Source organism: Shewanella phaeophyticola, assembly GCF_025398315.1.
GTDB classification, from domain to species: Bacteria; Pseudomonadota; Gammaproteobacteria; order Enterobacterales; family Shewanellaceae; genus Shewanella; species Shewanella phaeophyticola.
In genome coordinates this window covers 400,216-426,286 of record NZ_JAODOQ010000001.1, presented here as the reverse complement: position 1 = coordinate 426,286, position 26,071 = coordinate 400,216, and the positions used below count along the sequence as shown (strand labels likewise).

Here is a 26,071-nt window from a genome sequence, read left to right as displayed (position 1 = left end):
ACAACACTGTTAACTCCACATCACCAAAATCGCGGCAATGGCAATCAGCACTAAGCCAGCAACATCATTGATTTTGACTTTGTCTTTAAGCCACAGAGCGGCAATCATTAACGTAAAAAACACTTCGACTTGACCAAGAGTTTTAACATACGGCACGGCCTGCAATGACATTGCACTAAACCACCCAATTGAACCAATACAACTGGCGACACTGATTGCGACAGTAAGCTTTGGACGTTGCCATAATGCGCTTAAGGTGGATTTGTCTTTTGCGATTAAATAAGCAATCAGCACGATGGTTTGAATACTAATAACCCACAATAAAACCCATGCTGCGCGATGGGTAAACGACTCTTGCAAGGTTAAACTGGCTTCTCGTACCCACAAAGATGTTAACGCGAACGCACTGCCACAGGCCAAACCTAACATGACCGTTTTAACTGAAAGCTGCTTAAATCCTTGTTTACTGCTAAGCAACATGACAGCTAAACCGCCGACCACAACGCCTATCCAACCAAGTAATGATAATTGAGTACCAAAGAAAAACACCCCAAGGATTGCAGCGACTAAGGCTTCACTTTTTGCCAACCCAGCACCAATGGCAAAATTTTGCATTTTAAACAGCTTTACCATTAAGCCCGTCGCCAATATCTGCATTGAAGAAGCACCAATAACAAAGCCCCAAAAGTCAGCACTAAATTGTGGTAATGCGGCGGGTTGATATTGATGTAGACTAAACAAATACACAGCGGCAATCGATCCCGCCCAAATAAATCGCGCTAAGGTCACACCTGCAACATTGACCTCTTTACTGAGTTTACTTTGAAAGGCGTTCCGCCATGCCTGCATAAATGCCGCAAGAAAGGTAAATAAGATCCACATCGTTACATCCAGAAAGACAAAAGCCCCAACTTTGTAAAAAGTCAGGGCTTATACAAGGGTAATTAGATTACTGTTTACGGTGAGTAAAAGACACTCAAAGTATGTCAAATTAATTAAAAATCAACTTACCTGCCGTTCGGCATCTAATCGCACCATGCTTATTTGCTTGTATCAATAAACTCAAATGATTTAACCAAGTCATCGACAGCTTTCATTTGCGTCAAGTATTGCTCTAACAAATGCAGTGGCAATGCACATAGGCCATCGCATTTGGCGTTATCAGGATCGGGGTGTGCTTCAATAAACAACCCCGCTAAACCTAATGCCATACCGCTGCGTGCAAGTTCAGTGGCTTGTGCACGGCGGCCACCAGCAGAGTCAGCACGACCTCCAGGACGCTGTAGTGCGTGAGTGGCATCGAAGATAACCGGATAACCCGACTGCTTCATTTCGTCCATACCAAGCATGTCGACCACAAGGTTGTTGTAACCAAAACTGCTGCCGCGTTCACATAAAATAATGTTGTCATTACCGGCTTCATTGAATTTAGTGATGATATGGCGCATTTCGTGCGGTGCTAAAAACTGTGGTTTTTTCACGTTGATCACCGCACCTGCTTTAGCCATCGCCACCACTAAATCGGTTTGGCGGGCTAAAAAGGCTGGCAACTGAATAACATCAACCACTTCAGCCACTGGTGCACATTGATGCACTTCGTGCACGTCGGTGATTAATGGCACATTGAAGGTTGATTTAATCTCTTCAAAAATACGTAAGCCTTCTTCCATACCTGAACCACGGTAAGAATTAACCGACGAGCGATTCGCTTTATCAAATGATGCTTTAAACACATAAGGAATGCCCAATTTCTGGGTCACTTCAACGTAGTGCTCAGCAATTGACATGGCTAAGTCGCGAGACTCAAGTACGTTCATGCCACCAAACAGTACAAACGGCTTGTCATTGGCCACTTGAATATCGTTAGCTAACTGAATATTTTTTTGATCCATTTGATCCTCTTTGCGCATTAACCTGCGACAACTTGTAAAAACTGACCACATAGCCATGCCATGTAGGTACCTAATGCATAACCAAATACAGCTAATAGCACACCAACTGGCGCTAATGCAGGGTGGAATGCCGCCGCCACAACAGGGGCTGAAGCCGCGCCGCCAACGTTAGCCTGGCTACCCACCGCCATATAAAACAATGGGGCTTTAATGAGTTTAGCCACTAATAGCATTAAGCCTGCATGCACTAGCATCCACACAATACCGACTAGGAAGTAAATCGGCGTATCCATAATCTTAGACACGTCCATATGCAAACCAATCGTGGTGACTAAAATGTATAAAAATGCCGAGGCAATTTTAGACGCGCCAGCAGCTTCAACATGACGTACTGGGCTAAACGACAACCCTAAGCCTATTGTCGTCACAATCACGACTAACCAGAAAAACTTAGACGTTAAGCTGTAATCTTCAGTCCATGGGTAATTGGTTTCAAAAAATGGCTCTAAGAAATCAGCGGCAAAATGGGCAAAACCGGTCACACCAAAGCCAATTGCCACAATCATCATAATGTCGCGCAGCGATGGAATACGTGAGTTTTCGGCGTGATACTTTTCAACTTTTTGTTTTAACGATTCAATAGCGGTAGTATCGGCACCGGTTTTGGCATCAATCTCTTTTGCTTTTGAGGCCATAAACAGCAATACCGCCATCCAAATATTAGCCACAATCACATCAACGGTTACCATTACCGAGAAAATCTCACCGCCCACTTCATAAATTTCTTTCATGGCTGCTTGGTTTGCGCCGCCGCCAATCCAGCTACCAGCAAGGGTAGTCATACCGCGCCACACGGCATCGGGCCATTATTGCCAATTAAGCTTGGTTCAATCATCGACACTAACAACAAGGCTATTGGAGCCGCCAATAACAATCCCTAAGGTACCGGTTAAAAACATAATGACCGCTTTAGAGTCCGAGTCCTAAAATGGCTTTTAAGTCGACACTTAAAATCAGTAATACCAAACATGCTGGGAGTAAATAACGTGACGCGACAAAATATAATTGCGATGTATGCCCATCAACCACGCCAAAGGTATTAAGCAGCGAGGGTAAGAAATAACACAGTAATAAAGCAGGAATAAATTTGTAGAATTTTTGCCAAAATGGGTGCGGTGAAGAGCTAGTGTAAAATACAAACCCTAAAATAACAGCGAGTAAACCCAGTGCGGTGGCATCATTGCTCACCATAGCTGACGTGGTCATGCAGTATTCTCCCTTGCAAGTGCAATATTTATAATAGTTATAGTGGTGCTTATTTAAACTGGCTTTTACAGCCTATTATTGTTTTACGCTGCGTTAACCTCGTAAAGCAGCGTGCATAAATTTAGTGATAAACCTCTGTATGTTGACTCAGTTCCTTTAATTGAATCTTAACCAGTTCAATGACAGGATCATGTGGACTTAAATCAATAAAATGCTGTAAGTCTGACATAGCCACTTTGATGCAACCTAATTGTTGAGCAATAAACGCCCGCTCACGATTGAGGTGTACATCATCTGGGTGCCATTGTAATAATAAATTACAACACTCCATTGCCGACTCAAATTTTTGATTAACAATGCAACCCGCTTTGAGCTCATGCAGCATACGACTGATCAGACGCTTTAAGCTGGCAGGTTTTAAATGGCTCGGTTTTAACTTTGCCGCATTGCCCATTTCACCACGAACCAATGCATGCAACTGATGACGGTTAAGTTCTTTGCCGGTTAACGGGTCGTAGTATTTCACCACATCGTTAATTTGGCTTTTTAACACCGTATTACCAGGAAGCAAGATTGCCTCAAGAGTCAGATCGAGTTGTTTTGCTAATAAAATCAGCAAAATTGACAGCGTAGTGCTATTACCTTGACGCTTTAATACGCAGTAACTTAAGTCGGCGGCTTCAACGCTAAAGTAATTATCGCGCGCGCAAAAACCCAGGTCATTGTAAAACCAGCTAAACAGGCCTGTTAAGCGTGCTTGCTGGTCAACAACATAGTGACTCAGTACCGACCCAGCCATTTCATACCAAGCCCACATTGCAGGTTTAGTTGATGAAAAACCAAGGTGCTCAGAAAGTTCAAATGCAGTTTCAGGGAGTGAAACTGCATCATTAAGAAGATATTTTGCCATTAAACCCAATTAACCCATTAATACGACTTGTTTAAAATGAGCCAGCTTGGCCGCGAGCACTACCCATCCGATTGCGCCGATAAAGGCAAAAAACTTAAACAGTTTATTTCGGTTAGATTTAAGTGCCATAATCCCTAATGCAATGTAAGCCACCACACAGATGATTTTTTCAGTCATCCACGGGTCGACAAACGGATACTGCTTGATCATAAAGCAAAGCGTGAAGCCTGACAGTAGTAAAAAAGTATCAATAACATGAGGTGCAACTTTAACAAACTTTTTCTCCATAATCGGAGACTGACGTAAATGCAGCACAAAACGCACAATAAAGAATGTCACACTTAATACAACGAACAACATGTGAGTGTGTTTTAACGCTGGATATAAACTGTAAAAGGTTTCCATTACTAAGTCTCGTAAAATCAAAAGTGTTAGTTTACTCGAACAGCGCAACACATACCAATATTGTGGTCTGTGTTATTGTTCGGCAGATTAGGGATTAACTTGTTGAATTATCAACCAACCCATTGACTCCAAGGTACAGCGATCATTGCTGCCAAAATCGCGTACTGTCGCCACGTTTTGATAACCAAGTTCAATGAGCTTTTCACGCACTCTTATAGCTTGTTCATAACCATGTTCAAGCAGCAAGTACCCTCCGGTTAATAAATGTGAACGAGCCTCAGCGGCAATATGAAACAAATCAGCATAACCTTCGTCAGCCGCAGTTAACGCACTTTGCGGCTCAAAACGAACGTCACCCATGCTCAAGTGCTCATCAGTTTCATCTATGTAAGGTGGATTTGACACAATTAAATCAAAGTCACGATGTTCGACAGCAGAAAACCAATCTGATTGGATGATCTCAACATCGGGTAGGTTTAAATTATTACGATTAGCTTTCGCAAGCTCAACAGCACCTGGCACATTGTCGATGGCGGTAATACGCCATTTAGGGCGTTCAGAGGCCAAAGATAAGGCTATAGCACCAGTGCCAGTCCCTAAGTCCAATACCTTAGCATTATGCCGCACGGTTAAATTGAGTGCGGTTTCAACTAAAATTTCAGTGTCAGGCCTTGGGATCAAGGTGGAGTCATTGACAATAAAAGGTAATGACCAAAACTCTCGCTCACCAATAATATGCGCAACGGGTGCCCCCGCCTGGCGTTTGTCTACCATTTGGCTAAAGGTTTTAAATTGCTCACTGGTGAGCTGCCTTTCTGGCCAGGTATATAAAAAGCTGCGATTTTTATTCAAACAATGCAATAACAGCGCCTCTGCATCGACATGTGCAGATTCAGAGGTAGCTGCCAGCTGTGAATAAGCCCATTGCAGGGCTTCAGCGATAGTTGAATACGAAGAATGAGGCAAGATTACTCCTTATTCGTCAGCTAATGCAGCTAGCATATCGGCTTGATGTTCTTGCATGATAGGGTCAAGCAAGGCATCTAAGTCGCCTTCCATCACTTCATTTAAGCGATATAAGGTTAAGTTGATACGGTGATCGCTCACGCGCCCTTGTGGGTAGTTGTACGTTCTGATGCGTTCAGAACGATCGCCACTGGCAACCAAACTACGACGAGTCGTTTCTTCTGCACTACGACGCTTTTCATCTTCAACCGCTTGAATACGCGCAGCTAGCACGCTCATCGCTTGGGCACGGTTTTTATGTTGTGAACGTTGATCCTGACACTCAACAATAATCCCTGAAGGAATATGAGTGATACGGATTGCTGAGTCGGTTTTGTTAACGTGCTGACCACCCGCGCCTGACGCACGGAAAGTATCCACTTTAAGATCGGCAGGGTTAATTGAAATGGCTTCTGCTTCAGGCACTTCGTGCAGTACAACTACAGTACATGCCGAGGTATGCACACGGCCTTGAGATTCGGTTTCTGGTACACGTTGTACCCGGTGTCCGCCTGACTCAAACTTTAATTTACCGTAAGCACCGTCGCCGCTCACTTTAACAATAATCTCTTTAAAGCCGCCATGTTCGCCTTCGTTTAGGTTCATGACTTCCATTTGCCAGCGGTTGGCTTCACAGTAACGCGAGTACATACGGTATAAGTCACCAGCAAAAATAGCGGCTTCATCACCACCAGCACCGGCACGAATTTCCATAAACGCGTTAGTGTCGTCGTTAGGATCTGTGGGTAATAATAAAATTTGTAGCTCGTCTTCGAGCGTTTCTAACGCTTGCTTTGATTGCTTATACTCTTCTTGCGCCATTTCGCGCATATCAGCATCATCTTCTTCAAGCATTTCTTTGGCGTAATCAAAGTCTTTTTGCGCTTGTTGATAAGCTGTAAAGCTTTTTACTACATCTTCAAGTTGTGAGTATTCTTTTGATAACGCACGGAAGCGGTCTTGATCCGCAATCACGCTAGCATCACTTAATAATGCTAATACTTCTTCATTACGCTCAAGCAAGCCTTCTAGCTTGCGGATAACGGATTCTTTCATTTAGCTCGCTAACCTTAGTTTTTATCTAAACCAAGCGCAGATCTTAATAAGCCTAACGTATTCAAATCACCTTGACGACTGGCTGAGGTAAGCGATTGTGTGGGCGCATGAATTAAGCGATTGGTTAACCTATTGGCTAATTCAACAATCACTTGCTCACTATCACCGCCCTGAGACAATTTGTTCAAGGCTCGCTCAATTAACTCATCTTTAATCGCCAAGCTCTGGCTGCGATATTCGCGAATACTGTCAACTGACTCTAAAGATCGAATCCACTCCATAAATAAGTGCGATTGATCTTCAGTAATTAATTCTGCTTGCTCGGCGGCTTCCTTACGTGAAGCCATGTTCTGTTCAATAATGCTATGCAGATCGTCGACAGTATAAAGGAATGCGTCGTCTAACTCACCGACTTCTGCTTCAATATCTCTCGGAACTGCAATATCAACTAACAACATCGGTTGATGACGACGCTGTTTTAATGCTTTTTCGACCATACCTTTGCCTAAAATAGGTAAAGGGCTTGCCGTAGAGGATATCACGATATCGGCTTTAGCGAGAAAATCTGGTATTTGTTGCAAGGTAATCGCAGTGGCATTGAACTCTTCGCACATCGCTTGAGCGCGCTCAATGGTTCGGTTTGCCACCACCATAGTTGCTACACCATTATCTTTTAAGTGCTTTGCAACTAGTTCAATGGTTTCACCTGCGCCAATCAACAACACTTTAGTGGTGCTCAGCGTGGAGAAAATATGTTTAGCCATGCTCACTGCGGCAAAAGCAACTGACACCGCTGCAGCACCAATTTCGGTGTCGGTGCGCACTTTTTTAGCAACTGAGAAGGTGTTTTGAAATAAGCGGTCAATGGTCGCTGCGGTAGTACCGGCCTCTTTTGCTTTAACAAAAGCTTGCTTTACTTGACCTAAAATTTGCGGTTCACCCAAGACCAACGAATCTAATCCCGATGCCACACGCATTAAATGCTTAACGGCAACTTGTTCTTCGTAGGCGTATATGCAAGGCATTAAATCGTCATGATTTAATTGGTGATACTCTTCTAACCACTCAATAATGTCCTGCTTCTCAGCATTATTACAGTAAAGTTCAGTGCGGTTACAGGTAGACACAATCACAGCCTCACCCGTGCGGGTGCGACTGGCCAAGCTTTTCATGGCGTCATGAATGCGGTCTGGAGAGAAAGCGACTTTTTCACGCAAATCTACCGTGGCTGTTTTATGGTTTATCCCGATTGCTACTAGGCTCATGTGACTGTATCAAGTTCTTTTCGGTGATGTTAATTAGGCTATTCTACTGAATTGAACCAACTAAAAACACAATTGGCTTAACAAAACCGAATAAATGTCTAATTTTTTATTTCTTAGATATAAAGGCATTGCATAATTCGCTAGATTAAAATCACATTAATTTTAAAAAAGCATTTTTACATCATACCTTAAGCCCAGTATCATAACGCCATCTTCAGCAACTGTTAGGCAAGCCATTGCGTTTATCAGTATCAGCGTTCAAATTAATCATCGTCGCCACTGTGCTATTGCTAACAGGTTGTAGCATCACCCCGTCAGAGCCATTGACCCCAATAGAAGTCACCGAGGCCTCACAAGCAAAGTCGTGGGAGTTACAAGGCAAAATTGCAGTCAAAACTGCTGACGACAAATTTAGCACTAACCTATATTGGTTTCATCAACCTCTGGCTAATGACTTACGCCTCACCACGGTATTAGGTACAACAGTATTAACGTTAACCACAAATGAAGGTATGGCAACCTTAGAGGTGGATGGCAAAACCTATCATGACCGAAGCGCCCAAGACTTACTTACCGGTATTAGTGGTTGGTCAATTCCGTTAGACAGCTTACCACTGTGGATTACTGGCCAGATTGGCGAAAATGATACCATTGTCAGCTATAATTCGGATGGTACGATTAAACAATTAATTAGCTATGATCCACAAGCCGACTGGCATGTGAGTTTTAATAGTTGGCAGCTGCAAAGTGGTGCATTAGTACCCAAACTATTGACGATAAAGCGCGATGATGTACAAATTAAAATTCAAAGTAACCAATGGACTGCTGTACAGGTCAAAGGTAAATAGTCCTGCCCGGCTTGTGACGTTATAACAAGGTAGTTATATAAAATGAATTCAACTTATTTACATAAATCTGCCGCATCTAAAAGCTGGCCTGCGCCAGCGAAACTTAATTTGTTTTTGCATGTAACAGGGCAACGCGCTGATGGTTATCATGAATTACAAACACTATTCCAGTTTGTTGATCATTGTGATTACCTTGATTTTCATGTTACTGAATCTGCCGATTTGGTACTGCACTCCAATTTAGGTGATGCTGTTGCCGACAGCGATAACTTAATTCTAAAAGCCGCAAAATCGTTAAAACGTTACACCCAATATAAAGGTGGCGCGCATATTTGGTTAAATAAATTGCTGCCCATGGGCGGTGGTTTAGGCGGCGGTTCATCAGATGCGGCCACGACATTAGTCGCCCTAAATGCGCTGTGGAAAACCAATGTTACCCCATCAAAACTGGCCGAGATCGGCTTGGCGTTAGGTGCGGATGTACCTGTTTTTATTAATGGTTTAGCTGCTTTTGCAGAAGGCGTTGGTGAACAACTGATTAGCGTGCAACCCAATGAGCCTTGGTACCTTGTGATTGTGCCAGATGCCCATGTATCCACCAAAGACATATTCCAAGATCCTGACTTACCCCGTAACACGCCTAAATTAGATATGAAGCGTTTACTGACTCAACAATGGACAAATGATTGTCAGAAACTCGTCACAACTAAGTACCCTCAAGTTGCCAATGCCTTAAGCTGGCTGGTAGAATATGCGCCGTCAAGAATGACCGGAACAGGTGCATGCGTGTTCGGGGAATTTACACATTCGCAGCAAGCTTTAGATGCTTTAGCCGAATTGCCGGCTGATATGCATGGCTTTGTCGCAAAAGGGATGAATAAGTCACCGTTATTAACGCGGCTTGAACAACTCTAACAACATATTTTTCTTCTGGGTCAGTTTTGAGTGACAACACGTAAAATTGATCTAGCCTTTAATAGTAAAGCAAACACCTGAGGTTCATAAAGTGCCCGACATCAAGCTCTTTGCTGGTAACGCTACCCCAAATCTAGCCAATAAAATTGCCGAACGTTTATTTTGCAAACTTGGCGACGCAGTTGTAGGCCGTTTCAGCGACGGTGAAATCAGTGTTCAAATAAACGAAAATGTACGTGGTGCGGATGTGTTCATCATTCAATCTACTTGCGCACCAACTAACGATAACCTTATGGAACTTATCGTGATGGTTGATGCCCTTCGTCGTGCGTCTGCTGGTCGTATTACTGCCGTTATCCCTTATTTTGGTTATGCTCGTCAAGACCGCCGAGTTCGCAGTGCCCGTGTACCTATCACCGCGAAAGTGGTTGCTGACTTCTTGTCTAGCGTCGGTGTTGACCGCGTACTCACGTGCGACCTTCACGCTGAGCAAATCCAAGGTTTCTTCGACGTACCAGTTGATAACGTATTCGGTAGCCCTGTGTTACTTGAAGACATGCTAGCGAAAAAACTTGAAAACCCAGTTGTGGTTTCGCCAGACATTGGTGGCGTTGTTCGTGCGCGTGCGGTTGCCAAGCTATTAGATGATTCAGATCTTGCGATTATCGATAAGCGTCGACCACAAGCTAACGTTGCCCAAGTAATGCATATCATTGGTGATGTTCAAGGCCGTGACTGTATTATCGTTGATGACATGATCGACACGGGTGGCACCTTATGCAAAGCTGCTGAAGCATTAAAAGAACACGGTGCTAATCGCGTGTTTGCCTATGCGACTCACCCAGTATTTTCGGGTAATGCTGCGCAAAACATTGCAGACTCAGTTATCGATGAAGTTATCGTCACTGACACTGTACCGTTAAGCCCTGAAATGCTTAAAGTGGGTAAAGTCACCCAATTGACTATGTCAGCAGTGCTTGCTGAAGCCATTCGCCGTGTAAGCAACGAAGAGTCTATCTCTGCGATGTTCCGCCACTAATATTTGTTTAATTAGTCGCATACTAAAACGCACTCATTGAGTGCGTTTTTTGTTGTCTGTATCACCCCTATTATGCCGACAGCGCCTGCGGTTGTATGATATTGCCATGTTGAACATTAAAGGCAACTGGTGCCACCTTCTCTTCATTACCTCGTTGTAAAAACGCATTACCAGCAGCAATACCTGTACGATAGTCTTGACGTAAATCAGCATCGGTACTGCCAAGCAATTTACTTTGCAAAGTATCATCAGCAAAAATTTGCACGATTTCTACATCAGCAGGCGGATTGGCCATAAACGCAAGCTCCTCTTGATAAGCTTGTTCATGCTGCACTAGATAATCAATGGTTTTAGGGCAATAACCTGAGACACAAATCCACGATTTAAGCTTATGCACCCAAGCTGATTGCGCTTGAAAGTCAGCATTTACGGTGCGGATCACCACAATTTTGCGCGCGCCACGTTGATAGGCCTCTCGCACAGGTAATGGCGCAGCCAAGCCACCGTCTAAAAAGAAGTCTTCTTGTAATGCTGGAGTTTGCTCTGCAGATTGGTTCGCTGCATCCGACGACAACCATGGCGTTAACTTAACACCTTGTTTATAAAGAAACGGTAACGCACTTGATGCCTTTAATAGCTCGCGCCAGTGATTGTTATCATCACTAGGGCTTAAAAAGTAGCCTTGACGGTCTCTGGCACTGGTTGCGGTAATTAATAATTGTCGCTGCCCCAGAGTTTTACTGGCGGTATCAAAATCTAACGCAAAGCTGCCACGAGTGGTTTTTTCAAAGTACCAATCTAAATCTACCACATGCCCGCCCACTAAACCTCGGCCTAATTGATAAAAACGTTTATGTCTCGACAAGCCGCGGATTAAGCGTTTTGCATAACCTTTTTGTCTAGCTAAAAAGCTGGTGAGATTTTGCGACCCCGCTGAGGTACCAATAAATAAATCAAATGGGTCAAACTGAGCATCTAACCACGCATCAAGCACTCCAGCAGTAAAAATACCACGCTGACCGCCACCCTCAGCAATTAATGCCGTCATGGGCTCTGATGCTTGCTTTGAAGAAGTGAATGGTGGGTTGACTTGGCTGTTCATAGTTGACCTGATACGGATAATGAATTGTATAAGGCAATTCTAAACAACTGTGTTGATGATGGATAACAGATAGAATCAATTGTGTTAATAGGAAAAGACTATCAATACACCAAGGGTTGTAATGGTGCGAAAAAACATCAAAAAATAAAAAGCCCGTCATCAAGACGGGCTTTTTATAATATGGCTGGGGTACCAGGATTCGAACCTGGGAATGCTGAGATCAAAACCCAGTGCCTTACCGCTTGGCGATACCCCAATTGAAATCTTTTTATTGTAAAACAGAAGGTAAATCTATTTGACTAAATTTGATGGTACGGGAAGAGAGACTTGAACTCTCACACCTTGCGGCACCAGAACCTAAATCTGGCGTGTCTACCAATTTCACCATTCCCGCATCAAATTTCAACTCTGAGTATACCTTAAATTTTTTAAGTGTACACTTTGACTTTTACTATCGGCAAACAAGTACTTGGTTAAGCCCTCATTCTACCTAGTAAAAATGGTAGCAATAGCGGGATTTGAACCTGCGACCCCAGCATTATGAGTGCTGTGCTCTAACCAACTGAGCTATATTGCCAAAGATGGCTGGGATACCAGGATTCGAACCTGGGGATGCCGAGATCAAAACCCGGTGCCTTACCGCTTGGCGATATCCCAATAATCTTTTTCTAACTAATAAGTGGCTGGGATACCAGGATTCGAACCTGGGGATGCCGAGATCAAAACCCGGTGCCTTACCGCTTGGCGATATCCCAATCAAACTTTGTTGAAATGCCCGCCTAAGCCAGCCTTTCTAATAAATGGTACGGGAAGAGAGACTTGAACTCTCACACCTTGCGGCACCAGAACCTAAATCTGGCGTGTCTACCAATTTCACCATTCCCGCACTACGCTCATGTTTTACATCTTGAGTAAGATGAGCAAAGTAATGGTAGCAATAGCGGGATTTGAACCTGCGACCCCAGCATTATGAGTGCTGTGCTCTAACCAACTGAGCTATATTGCCACTACTTTTTGCAATCCCTCTTGGTGAGGAACGGGGCGTATTATGCTTATTCAGGTTATCGAGGTCAACTGGTTTTTTCGCTATTTTCATCAATTCGTCTTGTTCGGCTATATCTTCACCAAACTGGATGCCGAATCGACAAAATAACCCCACTTAACTTACCTTTTGTCGCCTTACGCCCCTTTTATTCTTAATAACGCTTAAACGTTAAATAAGAAATGCATTACATCGCCGTCTTTAACGGTATAAGTTTTACCTTCAACACGCAATTTACCTGCTTCTTTTGCGCCAGCTTCACCTTTGTAAGTAATAAAGTCAGCATAAGCCATCACTTGAGCACGAATAAAACCGCGTTCAAAGTCGGTATGGATAACACCAGCCGCTTGTGGTGCTGATGCGCCAATAGGCACAGTCCAAGCGCGAACTTCTTTGACACCCGCTGTAAAATACGTTTGTAGGTTTAATAACTCATAACCTGCGCGAATAACACGGTCTAAACCTGACTCTTCTATACCAAGATCAGCCATAAATTCGGCACGATCGTCTGCTTCCATTTCAGCAAGCTCAGATTCAATAGCGGCACATACTGGTACTACTACTGCATTTTCACCAGCGGCAATCTCGCGCACCACGTCTAAATGAGGATTATTTTCAAATCCGTCTTCAGACACGTTAGCAATGTACATTGTTGGTTTAATGGTTAAGAAATTAAGATAAGCAACAGCGGCTAACTCTTCTTTAGTTAATTCCAATGAACGTAACATTTTGCCTTCATCTAACACAGGGCGCATTTTTTCAAGTACGCTCACTTCAAATTTAGCATCTCCGTCGCCACCTTTGGCTCGCTTGGCTTGACGAAAAATAGCTCGCTCGCATGAGTCTAAGTCAGCTAAAGCAAGTTCAGTGTTAATCACTTCGATATCGCCTGCTGGGTCAATCTTGTTAGCAACGTGAACAATGTTTGGGTCTTCAAAACAACGTACCACGTGACCAATGGCATCAGTCTCACGAATGTTAGCTAAAAACTTGTTCCCTAACCCTTCACCTTTAGAGGCACCAGCCACTAGACCCGCAATGTCAACAAACTCCATTGTGGTAGGTAAAATACGTTGTGGTTTTACTATTTCAGCTAATGCGTCAAGACGTGAGTCTGGTACTGGTACCACACCGGTGTTTGGCTCAATAGTACAAAACGGGAAGTTTGCCGCTTCAATACCGGCTTGTGTTAACGCATTAAACAGCGTTGATTTACCCACGTTTGGCAAACCAACAATGCCGCATTTAAAACCCATATGCTTACCTTTATATATGTAGAATTATCCCACTGGATAATGATGTCGAATGAGGTGCTAAAACAAAACTCGCCGAGCTTATTCTGCTTTAAACGAATGTAATCTGTGCATGGCTTTCACCATGTCTTGTTTAAATAAAATCTCGGTGGAGCGTACAGCTTCATCAATCGCAGCATTAATTCGCTCTTGGTCTACCGCTGGCGCTCTGCCCAATACGTAGCCGCTAACTTTATTTTTATCGCCTGGATGGCCAATGCCAATACGCAAACGGTGGAAATTTTTGTCGTTACCTAAGCTTGCTATAATGTCTTTTAAGCCATTATGTCCGCCATGCCCGCCGCCTAATTTAAATTTAGCCACGCCAGGGGCCATATCAAGCTCGTCATGAGCCACTAGAATTTCTTCAGGCAGAATACGAAAAAAGTTAGCTAAGGCCGCAACCGACTTGCCACTTAAATTCATAAATGTTGTCGGGATCAACAAGCGCACATCTTTGCCATGCAAAATGGTTCGTGCTGTGACACCAAAATATTTACTGTCGGCCACTAAAGGCACATTGCAAATACGTGCTAATTCTTGCACGTACCATGCACCTGCATTATGGCGAGTTTGTGCGTATTCAGCACCGGGGTTTGCTAACCCAACAATTAGTTTAATGTTACTCATCACAACCTAGTCAATTTATTCACACAAGTGACTCTCATCAGTTGCGCAACAGTCTTTTTATGGATTGCATTTAATACAGCTGATGCAAAACGCGGCATTTTAGCACTCAAATGGCTTGTCAACAAACCACAAGTTTCGCTTATAACTTGGCTAATTTAACCCTAACGCATACTTTAAGACTTTGCGCTTTATCGGTGAGTCGATATTAGCCAGTTTTAGTGCGCCATTACGTAATAATTTTAATGGCAATAAGTCATTACTAAAGCTTGCATAAAAAGCGTCCATCGCGGTCATCATTAATTGGTTATCGTAATAGCGTGCCTGCTGATAACGTTTTAATACCGTTGCTTGCCACCATGTCTCACCACTGCCAATGGCATTAGCGACTTGAGCCACCAGCACATCAACATCTTTAAAGCCGATATTAACCCCCTGACCTGCTAACGGGTTTATGGTGTGAGCGGCGTCGCCAAGAATCACTAAGTTATCTTGATAATACTGCTGAGCATGGCGGCGAGTTAAGCTAAAGCTGCCACTCGATTCAACACTGAAGTTAACATCTAATCGGTCAGGAAAATGCTGTTTAATTTGTTCAGCTAATTGCAGTTTGTTCAATTGCGATAATTGTTTAATGCGATTGGCATCGTCGTACCAAACTAATGAGGCGTGATGACCAGGTAGCGGCAATAAGCTCCTTGAGCCGCTGGGGTAAATTGCTGCCAAGTGACGGATTGCTGCTCGGTTTGGGTGTGGATATTGATTAACATCGCCGACTGAGCATAATCCCAACCAGTCACACCAATCCCCGACCACTGACGCACTTGCGAGTTAGCACCATCGGCGCCAACAAGCAGGCGTGTAGACAGTTGGCTTCCATCTTCTAAGGTAACGTTAATACACTGCTGTGCAGATTGCCTGTGAAATTGGCTTACTTTGTGAGGGCATAACAAGTCTACATTATCCATTAGGCGGATTTGTTGCCACAAACACAGCTGTATTAGACGGTTTTCAAAGAAGTAGCCTAAATGTGTTTGCCCCACTTGCTCAGCAGTAAAAGAAGTTAAGCAGCCGTCCATCTCCCAGGTTTCTAAACCGTCATAAGGTGCATGGCGCATTGTTAGTAGTGTTTCCATTGCGCCCAGTCGAGACAACAACTGCTCTGATGCGACACTGATCGCCGACACACGTACATCTAATGGTTGTTCAGGATCATAAGCTTGCGGCTCACGCGCTTCAATTACCGCCACGTTTAAGCCAAGCTGTCCGAGGCCGATTGCGGCTGCGGCACCCACCATTCCGCCGCCCACAATCACGGCATCATATTCAATTAAGTGTTGGGTATTTTGAGTGTCAGGCGTTTGTTGCATGGTGTTTATATCCATAAAAAGTGATGTGGCGGGTGCTCTCGCCTATTTATAATTTGCACTAGGTTAACTGTGTCGAAACATGTCTAAAACCACCAGTACATAAGTAAATGTGGCTATTGGGCAGTTTTACAACACTTGCATATCATGACTAAAAATAAATCACTAACCCCAGTTTTATACTGTGACTGTCTTATTAATGGCTCCACTTAAACCAGTTAAGAGAAGACATTATGGACAGTCAACATCCACATTCAACGCTCATCGTCACGGCGATAACTTGCTCAGTTAAGCTATTTGTACCCGTGTTAGCCGATAACTCAAGCCATGGAATGATAACGGAAGCGACATTTAGCCAAGCCAATCCAGCATGGAAACCATTAGAAATGCGTTCGATTATGCCCTATATCAACAAACCACGGAAATGCTGCTACTGTTTATTCGTGATTTAGCCCAAAGTAACTTACTTGCGGTGCGACAACAAAGCCACAAAATGGCAGCTGAATTTACGATTTTTGTAGCACAATCAAGTCGTTTTAATGAAAAAGATAAAACATTACTATTTTCAGGGTTATCAACAAGCTTATCGCTAAACGAGTGAAACTTGCACTAGTGCTAGCCATACGGCCAGACAACAGGTAAAATATCGCGCTATTTTTACTATGTTTTACCGGCGAGCACTGATGAGTAAAAAACTTCATATTAAAACCTGGGGCTGTCAGATGAATGAGTACGACTCATCAAAGATGGCTGATTTGTTAGACGACTATCAAGGTTATACCTTGACCGAAGATGCGAGCGAAGCAGACGTACTGCTGCTTAATACTTGCTCTATTCGTGAAAAAGCACAGGAGAAGGTTTTCCATCAGCTAGGGCGTTGGAAATCTTTAAAAGATAAAAATCCTAATTTGATTATTGGGGTGGGTGGCTGTGTGGCCTCACAAGAAGGTAAAGCCATTAAAGATCGCGCCCAATGCGTCGACATTATTTTTAGCCACAAACTTTACACCGCCTACCCGATATGATCGATCAGATCCAACGCGGTGAAAAAGCGGTGATCGATATTAGCTTTCCTGAAATCGAAAAATTCGACCGTTTACCAGAGCCTCGCGCTGATGGTTCAACGGCGTTTGTATCGATTATGGAAGGTTGCAGCAAATACTGTTCTTTTTGCGTAGTACCTTATACTCGGGGCGAAGAAGTGAGCCGTCCATTAGACGACATCATTCTTGAAGTCGCGCAATTAGCGGCGCAAGGCGTACGCGAAGTGAATTTACTTGGCCAAAACGTCAATGCCTATCGCGGTGCCACTCACGATGATGAAATCTGTACCTTTGCTGAATTGTTGCGTCTAATCGCCACGATTGATGGTATCGATCGTTTACGCTTTACCACCAGCCACCCGATTGAGTTTACTCAAGACATTATTGATGTGTACGAAGACACGCCTGAATTGGTCAGCTTCTTACATTTACCTGTGCAGTCGGGTTCTGACCGCATTTTAACCCAAATGAAGCGCGGCCATATGGCGATTGAATACAAATCAATCATTCGTCGTTTGCGTAAAGCCCGTCCTGATATTCAAATCAGTTCTGACTTTATTATTGGTTTCCCGGGTGAAACGGCTGCCGATTTTGCTGACACCATGAAGCTTATTGAAGATGTGGCATTTGATCACAGCTTTAGCTTTATCTACAGCGCTCGTCCAGGTACGCCTGCGGCTGATTTGCCTGATGATGTCAGCGACGATGAAAAGAAACAGCGTTTAGCCATTTTACAAGATCGTATAACTCAACAAGCCATGCGTTATAGCCGCCAAATGTTAGGCACTGTACAGCGTATTTTGGTTGAAGGCGCCATCGGTTAAGAATCCAATGGAGCTTCGCGGTCGTACTGAAAACAATCGTGTGGTTAACTTTGAAGCACCGCACACTCACATTGGCAGTTTTGTTGATGTGAACATTGTTGACGTATACACCAACTCATTACGCGGCGAATTTATTCGTGGCGAAAATGAAATGGATTTACGCCGAAGTTTACGTCCGTCTGATATTTTAGCTAAACACAAACAAGATGATGCTTTGGGTGTTACCCAATATAAGCCATAAATCAGCTTGATTGTGAATGCAGTAATAAAGGCGGCTAGTCCGCCTTTATTTTTGCCGAAAAATCGGCGTATTATGGTAATTCAATAAAGACACTCGTAAACTATCTATATTGCGAGCCATATTCATTTTGTGTCGTTTTCGACTAAGCACTGGAGCCTTATTTGACCACTAAAGTCACTACCATGAACTTGTATCTAGAACCTTCAGATACACGCCGTTTAGCCTCATTATGTGGCCTATTCGATGATAACATTAAGCAGCTCGAACGTCGTTTAGGTGTTGAGATTATTCATAAAAACAATCACTTTACTATTGTTGGGCTACCGCGCAATGCTTTAAATGCTAATAATTTATTGCGCCAACTGTACATCGAAACCCAAACAGTCAAAGGCAGCACCCCAGATTTAGAGCCCGAAGTCGTCCACTTAGCCATTCAAGAGGCGATCAATCTTGAAGCCGAGCAAGAAAACGATGACAGCGGCGTGCATATTAAAACCAAACGTGGCGTGATTAAGCCACGCACACCAAATCAAAGCGTGTACATGCACAATATTACCCGCCACGATATCAGCTTTGGTATTGGTCCTGCCGGTACCGGTAAAACCTATTTAGCCGTTGCGGCCGCAGTCGATGCTTATGAGCGCCAAGAAGTGCGCCGTATTTTACTGACTCGCCCTGCTGTTGAGGCCGGTGAAAAACTCGGGTTCTTGCCGGGTGATTTAAGCCAGAAAGTCGACCCTTATTTACGTCCGCTTTACGATGCACTGTTTGAAATGATGGGCTTTGAGAAAGTTGAAAAACTCATTGAACGCAGTGTCATTGAAGTCGCCCCGCTGGCTTACATGCGCGGTCGTACACTCAACGATGCATTTATTATTTTAGATGAAAGTCAAAACACCACGGTTGAACAAATGAAAATGTTCTTAACCCGTATTGGTTTTAATTCACGCGCGGTGATCACCGGCGACATAACCCAAATCGATTTACCTCGCAGCCAAAAATCAGGACTGCGCCACGCAATTGAAGTCTTAAGTGAAGTGCCAGAAATCAGCTTTAACTTCTTTATTGCGCAAGATGTGGTGCGTCACCCTGTAGTAGCACGAATTGTTGAAGCCTACGAGGCGTTTGAGCAGCAAGAGCAAATCGAAAAAGCAGCAAAAGAACAAGCCTACCGTGAACGTGAGCAAAAACGACTGCAGCAAGAAACACAGGGCCGGCTACCAATGAGCCAAGTAATCAAATTAGATCTCGATCTGCAAATTGCAATCGAAGCCGCAAATCTGCCAACACAAGCAGAGTTTGAAACCTGGGTGCGCACCGCCATTGGTCAAACCATGCCAGAGGTTGAGTTGACGATTAGAGTCGTCGAAATAGCCGAAAGCCAACAACTTAATAGTACTTATCGCGGCAAAGACAAACCCACTAATGTATTGTCGTTTCCCTTTGAGGCGCCGCCAGAAGTTGAACTACCACTTTTAGGTGATTTAGTGATTTGCGCAAAGGTTGTTGAACAAGAGGCTACCGATCAAAATAAACCCTTAAATGCCCATTGGGCACACATGGTCATACACGGCTGCTTGCATTTGCTAGGTTATGACCATATTATCGACGAGGAAGCCGATGAGATGGAGTCATTAGAGACCCAACTTGTTGAAGGCTTAGGTTTTACAGATCCCTATAAGGAAGCATAAATAAACGATATTTATCTGGTAGATAGACAAGTTTATAAAAATATTATGAGTGACGACATCCCCCCGAGTACAAGCGCCCACAAGAGAAGCTGGTTCGATAAAATCAACCAACTATTTCAGGGCGAACCTCAAAACCGCGAAGACTTAGTCGAGGTCATAGCAGGCGCTGAAATGCGCGACCTGATAACCGAAGACACTCGCGAAATGATTAAAGGTGTATTAGAGGTTTCCGACCTTCGTGTGCGTGACATTATGATCCCACGTGCACAGATAGTGACCATTCAAATAGACTGTAGCGTCGAACAATTGTTAGAAACAGTTATCGACTCAGGCCACTCGCGCTTCCCTGTCGTCAATGAAGATAAAGATCATATCGAAGGCATTTTACTGGCTAAAGATTTGATCAAATTCGGTTTTAAACAGTCTGATGATCCTTTTACTCTTGCACAAGTGATCCGCCCAGCAGTGGTGGTGCCTGAAAGCAAGCGTGTCGACGTACTCCTTAAAGAATTCCGATCACAACGTTATCATATGGCTATTGTGGTCGATGAATACGGCGGCGTATCAGGTCTTGTGACTATTGAAGATATTTTGGAAGAAATCGTTGGTGAAATTGAAGACGAATTTGACCATAATTCAGTAGAAGACACCGAAATTAAAAAGCTCAGCAATACGGTATTCATGGTTAAAGCATTAACCGAAATTGACGACTTTAACGAAGCCTGTGGTACTCACTTCAGCGACGAAGAGTTCGATACCGTTGGTGGGTTAGTATCACACGCCTTTGGTCATTTGCCTGAGCGTAACGAAAGTATTGTTATCGACAATATTGAATTCAAAGTCATCAACGCAGATAACCGCCGCTTAGTGCAACTTCGTGTTAAACTACCCGACCCTAATCTTAGCGAAGAACTCGACGACTAAATCGTGTTAAACAATCAATCTGTATACTCTAACTTGAGTATTATCAGTCTGGTGACAGCATTTATTGCTGGCACCAGCACTGCATTATCTTTTGCACCATATGAAATCTGAGCCGCCTTCCCGCTCGCACTGACTTTTGCACTATGGCAAAGCCAATCATTAACGGCTAAACACAGCCTGTACTATTGGCTAAGCTTTGGTTTTGGTTGCTTTGTCGTGGGTATAAGCTGGGTGCATGTCAGTATTGACACCTTTGGTGGCATGCCCATTGTAGTGTCGATGGCATTGATGGCTATCTTAGCGCTGTATTTAGCCATTTATCCTGCTCTGTGCGGCTATCTACTTAATAAACTAGCCAAAACGCGTAAACATGTCTTATCCCCATATTTAACCTATTTAGGCTTGTTCCCTGCATTATGGGTGTTAACTGAATGGTTAAGAGGTTGGGTATTAACCGGATTCCCATGGATATGGGCAGGTTACAGCCAAACAGTTGGAGCCATTAAGTGAGCTAGCCAGTTTTATTGGCGCACTTGGACTGAGTTTTATTGTTGCACTAGTGGCTGGCGCGTTGGTGTTACTCACACAAAAACGCCTATTACCTGTTTTAATTATTATCCCAATTTTAACGTTAAGCGCATGGGCTGCACCGCAGTTAAACCCCATAACCCCAAGCGGAAAGTCTGTCAAAGTTGCCTTAGTGCAAGGCAACATTCCCCAAAGTATGAAGTGGGAGCCCGACGCATTGTGGCCAACCATGCTGAAATACATGGATCTCACTCGCGCCCAGTTTGATGAAACATCCAGTGTAGATATTGTCATTTGGCCAGAAGCTGCAATACCGGCGCCTGAAGTTATGGTGGAAGACTTTTTATTCAATGCCAACCAAGTGGCCAACATCAATAATACTGCTATCATCACCGGCATTATTAGCCACCAGCAAGATGACTATTTTAACTCACTGATTGTATTGGGTAACCATAATCAAAAGCAGCAACCGAGCGCAGATCACCTCGGCAATGGCAGTAATGAGTTTAAAAAACATCATTTGCTGCCTATAGGCGAGTTTGTGCCTTTTGGTGACTTATTGCGTCCCATCGCCCCGTTTTTTAATTTGCCCATGTCATCGTTTCAGCGGGGTAAATATACCCAAAAAAACCTTACCGCTGTGGGTTACCATATTGCGCCAGCCATTTGTTATGAAATAGTGTTTCCAGAACAAGTTAGAGCGAGTGTAACCAATCAAACAGACATGCTATTAACGGTGTCAAACGATGCCTGGTTTGGCGCATCTAACGGCCATTACAGCACATGGAAATAGCCCAGATGCGCGCTATTGAAATGGGTAAACCCCTGCTACGTGGCACCAACAATGGCGTCACCGCTGTCGTCGACCCATACGGGCGCATAACAGATGCTCTTCCTCAATTTGAAACCGGCGTACTGGTGACTAATGTCGCGCTTTACAAAGGTGAAACCTGGTTTAGAAAAATAGGCCAATTACCTTTACTCATCTTATGTGGCTTCATGTTACTGATGGGCATCGCTAATTACCTGCGTAAGTAGTCAACATAAATATTGACCATAAATAGGTTATCTCATTGAGGTAGCCTATTTTTTCACTTAATTTTTTACCCCTCATCAAACACCGATTAAATATTGAACTATATCCATCTGAGCATCGTAATAGATCATACACAGCAACTGGAGGTTACTATGCAACTATCAGAGATAAAGTCAGCCATTAGCCAGCAAGCGCTTCACCCAACCATTATCAGTTATGCCGATTCAAATCATTATTTACTTGGAATAGAAGATGAGCAAGGTAACTTTAAAAGTGCTCGAGATAAAACAGGTAAATTAATGAGCCTTAATTCAATTACACAAGCGGAAATGTTGCTTAAACAGCAAGGGATACATTACGCCATGATACAAATCCAAACGGCGTATGATGAAATGATCGGTAACAGCAGCAGTCATCATTGCCGTTACCGAGTCGAGTTTTAACCGAGCTCGCCATAACTTTTATGGTGTAAGCGGCTCGCGTGAAAACTCATTATTGTCACATTTAGGGCATTCGGGGATTACCCCAGGAAAATCGATTTGCATTTCGTGACCGCACTTATTGCACGTCAATTTACCTTGGTTAATGATTTCCCCAGATTTATAAACCCCATGATGCTTAAAATCTTGTAATAGTTCATGCCATTCAACCTGGCTTCTGTCGGTAATTTCACTGAGCCATTGCCATAATGTGTTCTCAATACCAATAACTGTCGGGCTGAGACTCAAATTGTCTTCATTTTTTTCATTTAAAAAGTTGGCAATGTCTCGCTTTAAAAATTCTTCTACTAAAGCTAACTCTTCTTCATCGGCATTTGATTTTAGTTGTAGATAGGCTTTCCCTTTGGTGACAGACTCAAATAAACTTTTAGCTGTCAATGAGTTATCTTGCTCAAACGTGGTTTTCACCTGTTCAAATAGTGATTGATATAAGGCTAATAGTGCTGAACTTTTTCCACTCATAAGTAATACTCCTTAATACGCACCTTTTTAATAGATCACTTCTGGTTTATTCTATGCAGTTATAAATCGCGCTGTTGAGCGTTAGATCAAACAATAGGCGGCATGGCCGGAAATAGATTGATGCAAGAGCAATATAATCCCTCAGAAATTGAAGCCTTAGTGCAAACGCACTGGCAAGAACATAAAACCTTTGAAGTCACTGAAGATGAAAGCAAAGAGAAATTCTATTGTCTTTCTATGTTCCCGTATCCTTCAGGTCGTCTTCACATGAGCCACGTCCGTAACTACACCATAGGTGATGTTGTGGCACGATATCAACGTTTGCAAGGTAAAAATGTGTTGCAACCGATTGGTTGGGACTCATTTGGTCTGCCTGCAGAGAATGCCGCGATCAATAACAAGACGTCTCCTGCGCCGTGGACATACGAAAACATCGACTACATGAAAAACCAGCTTAAATTATTAGGTTTTGGTTATGACTGGAGCCGTGAAATTGCCACTTGTACTCCTGAGTATTATCGTTGGGAGCAATGGTTTTTCACTAAGTTGTATGAAAAAGGCCTAGTGTACAAAAAAACCTCATCAGTAAACTGGTGTCCAAACGATGAAACCGTATTGGCTAACGAGCAAGTACAAGACGGTTGTTGCTGGCGTTGTGACACTGAAGTCGTGCAAAAAGAAATTCCACAGTGGTTTATTAAAATTACTGACTACGCAGAAGAACTGCTTAACGACATCGATACATTAGATGGTTGGCCTGAACAGGTTAAAGCCATGCAGCGTAACTGGATTGGCCGCAGTGAAGGTATAGAAATGACCTTTGCGGTAGCAGATAGTGACGACAGCTTTGATATCTATACCACTCGCCCTGACACATTAATGGGTGTGACCTATGTTGCCATTGCAGCCGGTCACCCTCTTGCAATACAAGCCGCCGAAAACAACCCGCAATTAGCTGAGTTTTTAGAAGAGTGTAAAAACGCTGACACCACCGAAGCCGCCATGGCCTCTATGGAGAAAAAAGGCGTTGCAACCGGTTTCAATGCAGTTCACCCAATTTCTGGCAAACTTGTGCCAATTTGGGTCGCTAACTTTGTATTGATGAATTACGGCACCGGTGCAGTGATGTCTGTGCCTGCACATGACCAACGCGATTATGAATTTGCCACTAAGTACAATTTAGCTATTGAAGCGGTCATTAAGCCACTTGAAGGCGAGTTAGACGTGAGCAAAGAAGCCTTCACCGACAAAGGCGTGGTGTTTAATTCTGGTGACGCTTTCCCTGAATTAGACGGCCTAGCGTTTCAAGCAGCATTTGATGCCATCGACGCGCGCTTAACTGCTGAAGGCAAAGGTAAGCGCCAGGTTAATTACCGTCTCCGTGATTGGGGGGTTTCTCGTCAACGATACTGGGGGGCACCGATCCCAATGGTTACGTTAGCTGACGGCACTGTTATCCCTACACCAGAAGATCAACTGCCAGTGATTCTGCCAGAAGATGTGGTCATGGACGGGATTCAAAGTCCAATTAAAGCTGACAAAGCCTGGGCAGAAACCACTGTCGACGGCCAACCAGCACTGCGTGAAACCGATACCTTTGACACCTTTATGGAGTCATCTTGGTACTACGCGCGTTACTGTAGTCCACATGCTGATGAAATGTTAAATCCTGCAAAAGCTAACTACTGGTTACCTGTCGATCAATACATTGGTGGTATTGAACACGCCTGTATGCATTTGCTTTACTTCCGTTTTTTCCACAAATTATTACGTGATGCCGGTTTAGTTAACAGTAATGAGCCTGCTAAACAGTTATTAACCCAAGGCATGGTATTAGCTGACGCTTACTACTACACCAATGAAAAAGGTGCCCGCGTATGGGTGTCACCTTTAGACGTAACCGTAGAAGAAAAAGACGATAAAGGCCGCATTCTTAAAGCGGTAGACAATCAAGGCAACGAACTGGTTTACACTGGTATGAGCAAGATGTCTAAATCAAAAAACAACGGTATTGACCCACAAGTAATGGTTGAGAAATACGGTGCTGACACCGTCCGTTTATTTATGATGTTTGCATCACCACCAGAGCTGACACTTGAGTGGCAAGAGTCTGGCGTTGAAGGCGCACACCGTTTTATTAAGCGCTTCTGGAAACTGGCCAGCGACCATGTTGCCGCAGGCTCAACAGAAACACTTGATGCCAGCAAATTAAACGCTAACCAAAAAGCGTTGCGCCGTGAACTACATAAAACGATTGCTAAAGTCAGCGATGATATTGCGCGTCGTCAAATGTTTAACACCGCCGTTGCATCAGTAATGGAATTGATGAATCACTTATTAAAAGCACCACAAGAAAGCGCACAAGACCGTGCCTTACTTGCTGAAGCGCTTTCTGCAGTGACACGTCTTCTTTACCCAATCGTTCCGCACATTGCCTTTACCGTGTGGAAAGAACTGGGTAACCAAAACAACATTGAAGACAGCCGCTGGCCAGAAGTTGATGAATCAGCATTAGTTGAAGACAGTAAACTGATTGTGGTTCAAGTTAACGGTAAAGTTCGTGCAAAAATTACCGTAGCTGCAGATGCATCTAAAGAAGATGTTGAAGCACTTGGCATGAGTGACGAGCATGTACAAAAACACACAGAAGGCTTAAGCATACGTAAAGTGATTTACGTGCCAGGCAAACTGTTAAGCATTGTGGCTAATTAATCGTTAACCACAACGGCAACACCCTGTGGGAGTGAGCAACTCTCACAGGTTGTAATATTATTAGCAGTAAAATAACTTA

19 protein-coding genes, 7 tRNA genes and 5 pseudogenes are annotated in these 26,071 nt (G+C 43.6%); 11 read left to right on the top strand and 20 right to left on the bottom strand.

Translation table 11 applies throughout. The features are described 5' to 3' along the window. Positions 1 to 9 precede the first annotated feature (9 nt). From N4T56_RS02055 to hemA, 8 genes and pseudogenes are all read right to left on the bottom strand, one after another. A complete protein-coding gene (locus N4T56_RS02055) occupies positions 10 to 882 on the bottom strand; it encodes a DMT family transporter (protein ID WP_261732053.1) in 873 nt (290 codons plus the stop codon). 158 nt (positions 883 to 1,040) lie between these two features. Then, the gene (kdsA, locus tag N4T56_RS02050; RefSeq protein ID WP_261732052.1) at positions 1,041 to 1,892 is read right to left on the bottom strand and encodes a 3-deoxy-8-phosphooctulonate synthase; all 852 of its coding nucleotides are present in this window, start codon (positions 1,890 to 1,892) and stop codon (positions 1,041 to 1,043) included. Positions 1,893 to 1,909: 17 nt separating this feature from the next. Next, positions 1,910 to 3,158: pseudogene (locus N4T56_RS02045) on the bottom strand (DUF819 family protein). 121 nt (positions 3,159 to 3,279) lie between these two features. Continuing rightward, entirely contained in the window at positions 3,280 to 4,068 is a 789-nt protein-coding gene (locus N4T56_RS02040; protein WP_261732051.1) for a transglutaminase family protein, read from the bottom strand. A gap of 9 nt (positions 4,069 to 4,077) precedes the next feature. Continuing rightward, a complete protein-coding gene (locus tag N4T56_RS02035) occupies positions 4,078 to 4,473 on the bottom strand; it encodes a SirB2 family protein (protein WP_188919639.1) in 396 nt (131 codons plus the stop codon). An 87-nt stretch (positions 4,474 to 4,560) separates the two neighbouring features. Continuing rightward, positions 4,561 to 5,439: a peptide chain release factor N(5)-glutamine methyltransferase gene (gene prmC, locus N4T56_RS02030; RefSeq protein ID WP_261732050.1), complete on the bottom strand. Its 879-nt coding sequence runs from the start codon at positions 5,437 to 5,439 to the stop codon at positions 4,561 to 4,563. Positions 5,440 to 5,448: 9 nt separating this feature from the next. Beyond that, a complete protein-coding gene (gene prfA / locus N4T56_RS02025) occupies positions 5,449 to 6,534 on the bottom strand; it encodes a peptide chain release factor 1 (RefSeq protein WP_261732049.1) in 1,086 nt (361 codons plus the stop codon). A gap of 14 nt (positions 6,535 to 6,548) precedes the next feature. Continuing rightward, entirely contained in the window at positions 6,549 to 7,799 is a 1,251-nt protein-coding gene (gene hemA / locus N4T56_RS02020; RefSeq protein ID WP_188919646.1) for a glutamyl-tRNA reductase, read from the bottom strand. Positions 7,800 to 8,035: 236 nt separating this feature from the next. Between hemA and lolB the strand changes: the two genes are divergently transcribed. The 3 genes from lolB (at position 8,036) to N4T56_RS02005 (ending at position 10,601) form a co-directional block, all read left to right on the top strand. Further along, on the top strand, positions 8,036 to 8,647 hold the full coding sequence (lolB, locus tag N4T56_RS02015) for a lipoprotein insertase outer membrane protein LolB (RefSeq protein ID WP_261732048.1): 612 nt from the start codon (positions 8,036 to 8,038) through the stop codon (positions 8,645 to 8,647). A gap of 42 nt (positions 8,648 to 8,689) precedes the next feature. Continuing rightward, positions 8,690 to 9,562: a 4-(cytidine 5'-diphospho)-2-C-methyl-D-erythritol kinase gene (gene ispE, locus N4T56_RS02010; RefSeq protein WP_261732047.1), complete on the top strand. Its 873-nt coding sequence runs from the start codon at positions 8,690 to 8,692 to the stop codon at positions 9,560 to 9,562. 91 nt (positions 9,563 to 9,653) lie between these two features. Then, positions 9,654 to 10,601: a ribose-phosphate pyrophosphokinase gene (locus N4T56_RS02005; protein WP_188919654.1), complete on the top strand. Its 948-nt coding sequence runs from the start codon at positions 9,654 to 9,656 to the stop codon at positions 10,599 to 10,601. A gap of 70 nt (positions 10,602 to 10,671) precedes the next feature. Here N4T56_RS02005 and N4T56_RS02000 read toward each other — a convergent pair whose 3' ends face one another. The 11 genes and pseudogenes from N4T56_RS02000 to N4T56_RS01950 form a co-directional block, all read right to left on the bottom strand. Beyond that, entirely contained in the window at positions 10,672 to 11,703 is a 1,032-nt protein-coding gene (locus N4T56_RS02000; RefSeq protein ID WP_261732046.1) for a patatin-like phospholipase family protein, read from the bottom strand. A 181-nt stretch (positions 11,704 to 11,884) separates the two neighbouring features. Further along, a tRNA-Gln gene (locus N4T56_RS01995) sits at positions 11,885 to 11,959 on the bottom strand. 53 nt (positions 11,960 to 12,012) lie between these two features. Continuing rightward, positions 12,013 to 12,097 (bottom strand) — tRNA-Leu (locus N4T56_RS01990). A gap of 106 nt (positions 12,098 to 12,203) precedes the next feature. Continuing rightward, positions 12,204 to 12,280 (bottom strand) — tRNA-Met (locus N4T56_RS01985). Positions 12,281 to 12,285: 5 nt separating this feature from the next. After that, a tRNA-Gln gene (locus N4T56_RS01980) sits at positions 12,286 to 12,360 on the bottom strand. Between the two features lie 23 nt (positions 12,361 to 12,383). Next, a tRNA-Gln gene (locus N4T56_RS01975) sits at positions 12,384 to 12,458 on the bottom strand. A gap of 46 nt (positions 12,459 to 12,504) precedes the next feature. Then, a tRNA-Leu gene (locus N4T56_RS01970) sits at positions 12,505 to 12,589 on the bottom strand. A 43-nt stretch (positions 12,590 to 12,632) separates the two neighbouring features. Next, positions 12,633 to 12,709 (bottom strand) — tRNA-Met (locus tag N4T56_RS01965). A 200-nt stretch (positions 12,710 to 12,909) separates the two neighbouring features. After that, positions 12,910 to 14,001, bottom strand: coding sequence for a redox-regulated ATPase YchF (ychF, locus tag N4T56_RS01960; RefSeq protein WP_261732045.1), 1,092 nt, complete (start codon positions 13,999 to 14,001; stop codon positions 12,910 to 12,912). 78 nt (positions 14,002 to 14,079) lie between these two features. Then, positions 14,080 to 14,667, bottom strand: a complete 588-nt coding sequence (gene pth, locus N4T56_RS01955; protein WP_261732044.1) for an aminoacyl-tRNA hydrolase — start codon at positions 14,665 to 14,667, stop codon at positions 14,080 to 14,082. A gap of 150 nt (positions 14,668 to 14,817) precedes the next feature. Then, positions 14,818 to 16,034 (bottom strand): annotated as a pseudogene (locus N4T56_RS01950) (FAD-dependent monooxygenase). 367 nt (positions 16,035 to 16,401) lie between these two features. Between N4T56_RS01950 and N4T56_RS01945 the strand changes: the two are divergent. The 7 genes and pseudogenes from N4T56_RS01945 (at position 16,402) to N4T56_RS01915 (ending at position 22,761) form a co-directional block, all read left to right on the top strand. After that, positions 16,402 to 16,632: a hypothetical protein gene (locus N4T56_RS01945; protein WP_261732043.1), complete on the top strand. Its 231-nt coding sequence runs from the start codon at positions 16,402 to 16,404 to the stop codon at positions 16,630 to 16,632. A gap of 82 nt (positions 16,633 to 16,714) precedes the next feature. Continuing rightward, a pseudogene (gene miaB, locus N4T56_RS01940) lies at positions 16,715 to 18,139 on the top strand (tRNA (N6-isopentenyl adenosine(37)-C2)-methylthiotransferase MiaB). A gap of 161 nt (positions 18,140 to 18,300) precedes the next feature. Further along, positions 18,301 to 19,326: pseudogene (locus N4T56_RS01935) on the top strand (PhoH family protein); the annotation flags it as partial. Positions 19,327 to 19,362: 36 nt separating this feature from the next. Then, complete coding sequence (gene ybeY / locus N4T56_RS01930; RefSeq protein WP_261734732.1) at positions 19,363 to 19,830, top strand: rRNA maturation RNase YbeY; 468 nt, start codon at positions 19,363 to 19,365, stop codon at positions 19,828 to 19,830. A 45-nt stretch (positions 19,831 to 19,875) separates the two neighbouring features. Continuing rightward, positions 19,876 to 20,754, top strand: a complete 879-nt coding sequence (corC, locus tag N4T56_RS01925; protein ID WP_188919677.1) for a CNNM family magnesium/cobalt transport protein CorC — start codon at positions 19,876 to 19,878, stop codon at positions 20,752 to 20,754. A 3-nt stretch (positions 20,755 to 20,757) separates the two neighbouring features. Further along, positions 20,758 to 22,320 (top strand): annotated as a pseudogene (gene lnt / locus N4T56_RS01920) (apolipoprotein N-acyltransferase). 150 nt (positions 22,321 to 22,470) lie between these two features. Then, positions 22,471 to 22,761, top strand: a complete 291-nt coding sequence (locus N4T56_RS01915; protein WP_261732042.1) for a DUF6482 family protein — start codon at positions 22,471 to 22,473, stop codon at positions 22,759 to 22,761. Positions 22,762 to 22,779: 18 nt separating this feature from the next. Here N4T56_RS01915 and N4T56_RS01910 read toward each other — a convergent pair whose 3' ends face one another. Beyond that, positions 22,780 to 23,280, bottom strand: coding sequence for a zinc ribbon-containing protein (locus N4T56_RS01910; RefSeq protein ID WP_188919683.1), 501 nt, complete (start codon positions 23,278 to 23,280; stop codon positions 22,780 to 22,782). 120 nt (positions 23,281 to 23,400) lie between these two features. On the opposite strand from N4T56_RS01910, the gene leuS reads away from it, so the two are divergent. After that, the gene (gene leuS, locus N4T56_RS01905) at positions 23,401 to 25,992 is read left to right on the top strand and encodes a leucine--tRNA ligase (protein WP_261734731.1); all 2,592 of its coding nucleotides are present in this window, start codon (positions 23,401 to 23,403) and stop codon (positions 25,990 to 25,992) included. Positions 25,993 to 26,071: the final 79 nt, after the last annotated feature.

Excerpts from the sequence above, each read along its gene's own strand:
- N4T56_RS02035 (WP_188919639.1), bottom strand. The coding sequence starts at position 4,473 with ATGGAAACCTTTTACAGTTTATATCCAGCGTTAAAACACACTCACATG.
- ychF (WP_261732045.1), bottom strand. The coding sequence starts at position 14,001 with ATGGGTTTTAAATGCGGCATTGTTGGTTTGCCAAACGTGGGTAAATCA.
- hemA (WP_188919646.1), bottom strand. The coding sequence starts at position 7,799 with ATGAGCCTAGTAGCAATCGGGATAAACCATAAAACAGCCACGGTAGAT.
- ispE (WP_261732047.1), top strand. The coding sequence starts at position 8,690 with ATGAATTCAACTTATTTACATAAATCTGCCGCATCTAAAAGCTGGCCT.
- N4T56_RS02040 (WP_261732051.1), bottom strand. The coding sequence starts at position 4,068 with ATGGCAAAATATCTTCTTAATGATGCAGTTTCACTCCCTGAAACTGCA.
- ybeY (WP_261734732.1), top strand. The coding sequence starts at position 19,363 with ATGAGCCAAGTAATCAAATTAGATCTCGATCTGCAAATTGCAATCGAA.
- N4T56_RS01910 (WP_188919683.1), bottom strand. The coding sequence starts at position 23,280 with ATGAGTGGAAAAAGTTCAGCACTATTAGCCTTATATCAATCACTATTT.
- leuS (WP_261734731.1), top strand. The coding sequence starts at position 23,401 with ATGCAAGAGCAATATAATCCCTCAGAAATTGAAGCCTTAGTGCAAACG.
- N4T56_RS02000 (WP_261732046.1), bottom strand. The coding sequence starts at position 11,703 with ATGAACAGCCAAGTCAACCCACCATTCACTTCTTCAAAGCAAGCATCA.
- prfA (WP_261732049.1), bottom strand. The coding sequence starts at position 6,534 with ATGAAAGAATCCGTTATCCGCAAGCTAGAAGGCTTGCTTGAGCGTAAT.
- pth (WP_261732044.1), bottom strand. The coding sequence starts at position 14,667 with ATGAGTAACATTAAACTAATTGTTGGGTTAGCAAACCCCGGTGCTGAA.
- N4T56_RS02055 (WP_261732053.1), bottom strand. The coding sequence starts at position 882 with ATGTGGATCTTATTTACCTTTCTTGCGGCATTTATGCAGGCATGGCGG.
- kdsA (WP_261732052.1), bottom strand. The coding sequence starts at position 1,892 with ATGGATCAAAAAAATATTCAGTTAGCTAACGATATTCAAGTGGCCAAT.
- N4T56_RS01915 (WP_261732042.1), top strand. The coding sequence starts at position 22,471 with ATGCAACTATCAGAGATAAAGTCAGCCATTAGCCAGCAAGCGCTTCAC.
- N4T56_RS01945 (WP_261732043.1), top strand. The coding sequence starts at position 16,402 with ATGGAAACCATTAGAAATGCGTTCGATTATGCCCTATATCAACAAACC.
- corC (WP_188919677.1), top strand. The coding sequence starts at position 19,876 with ATGAGTGACGACATCCCCCCGAGTACAAGCGCCCACAAGAGAAGCTGG.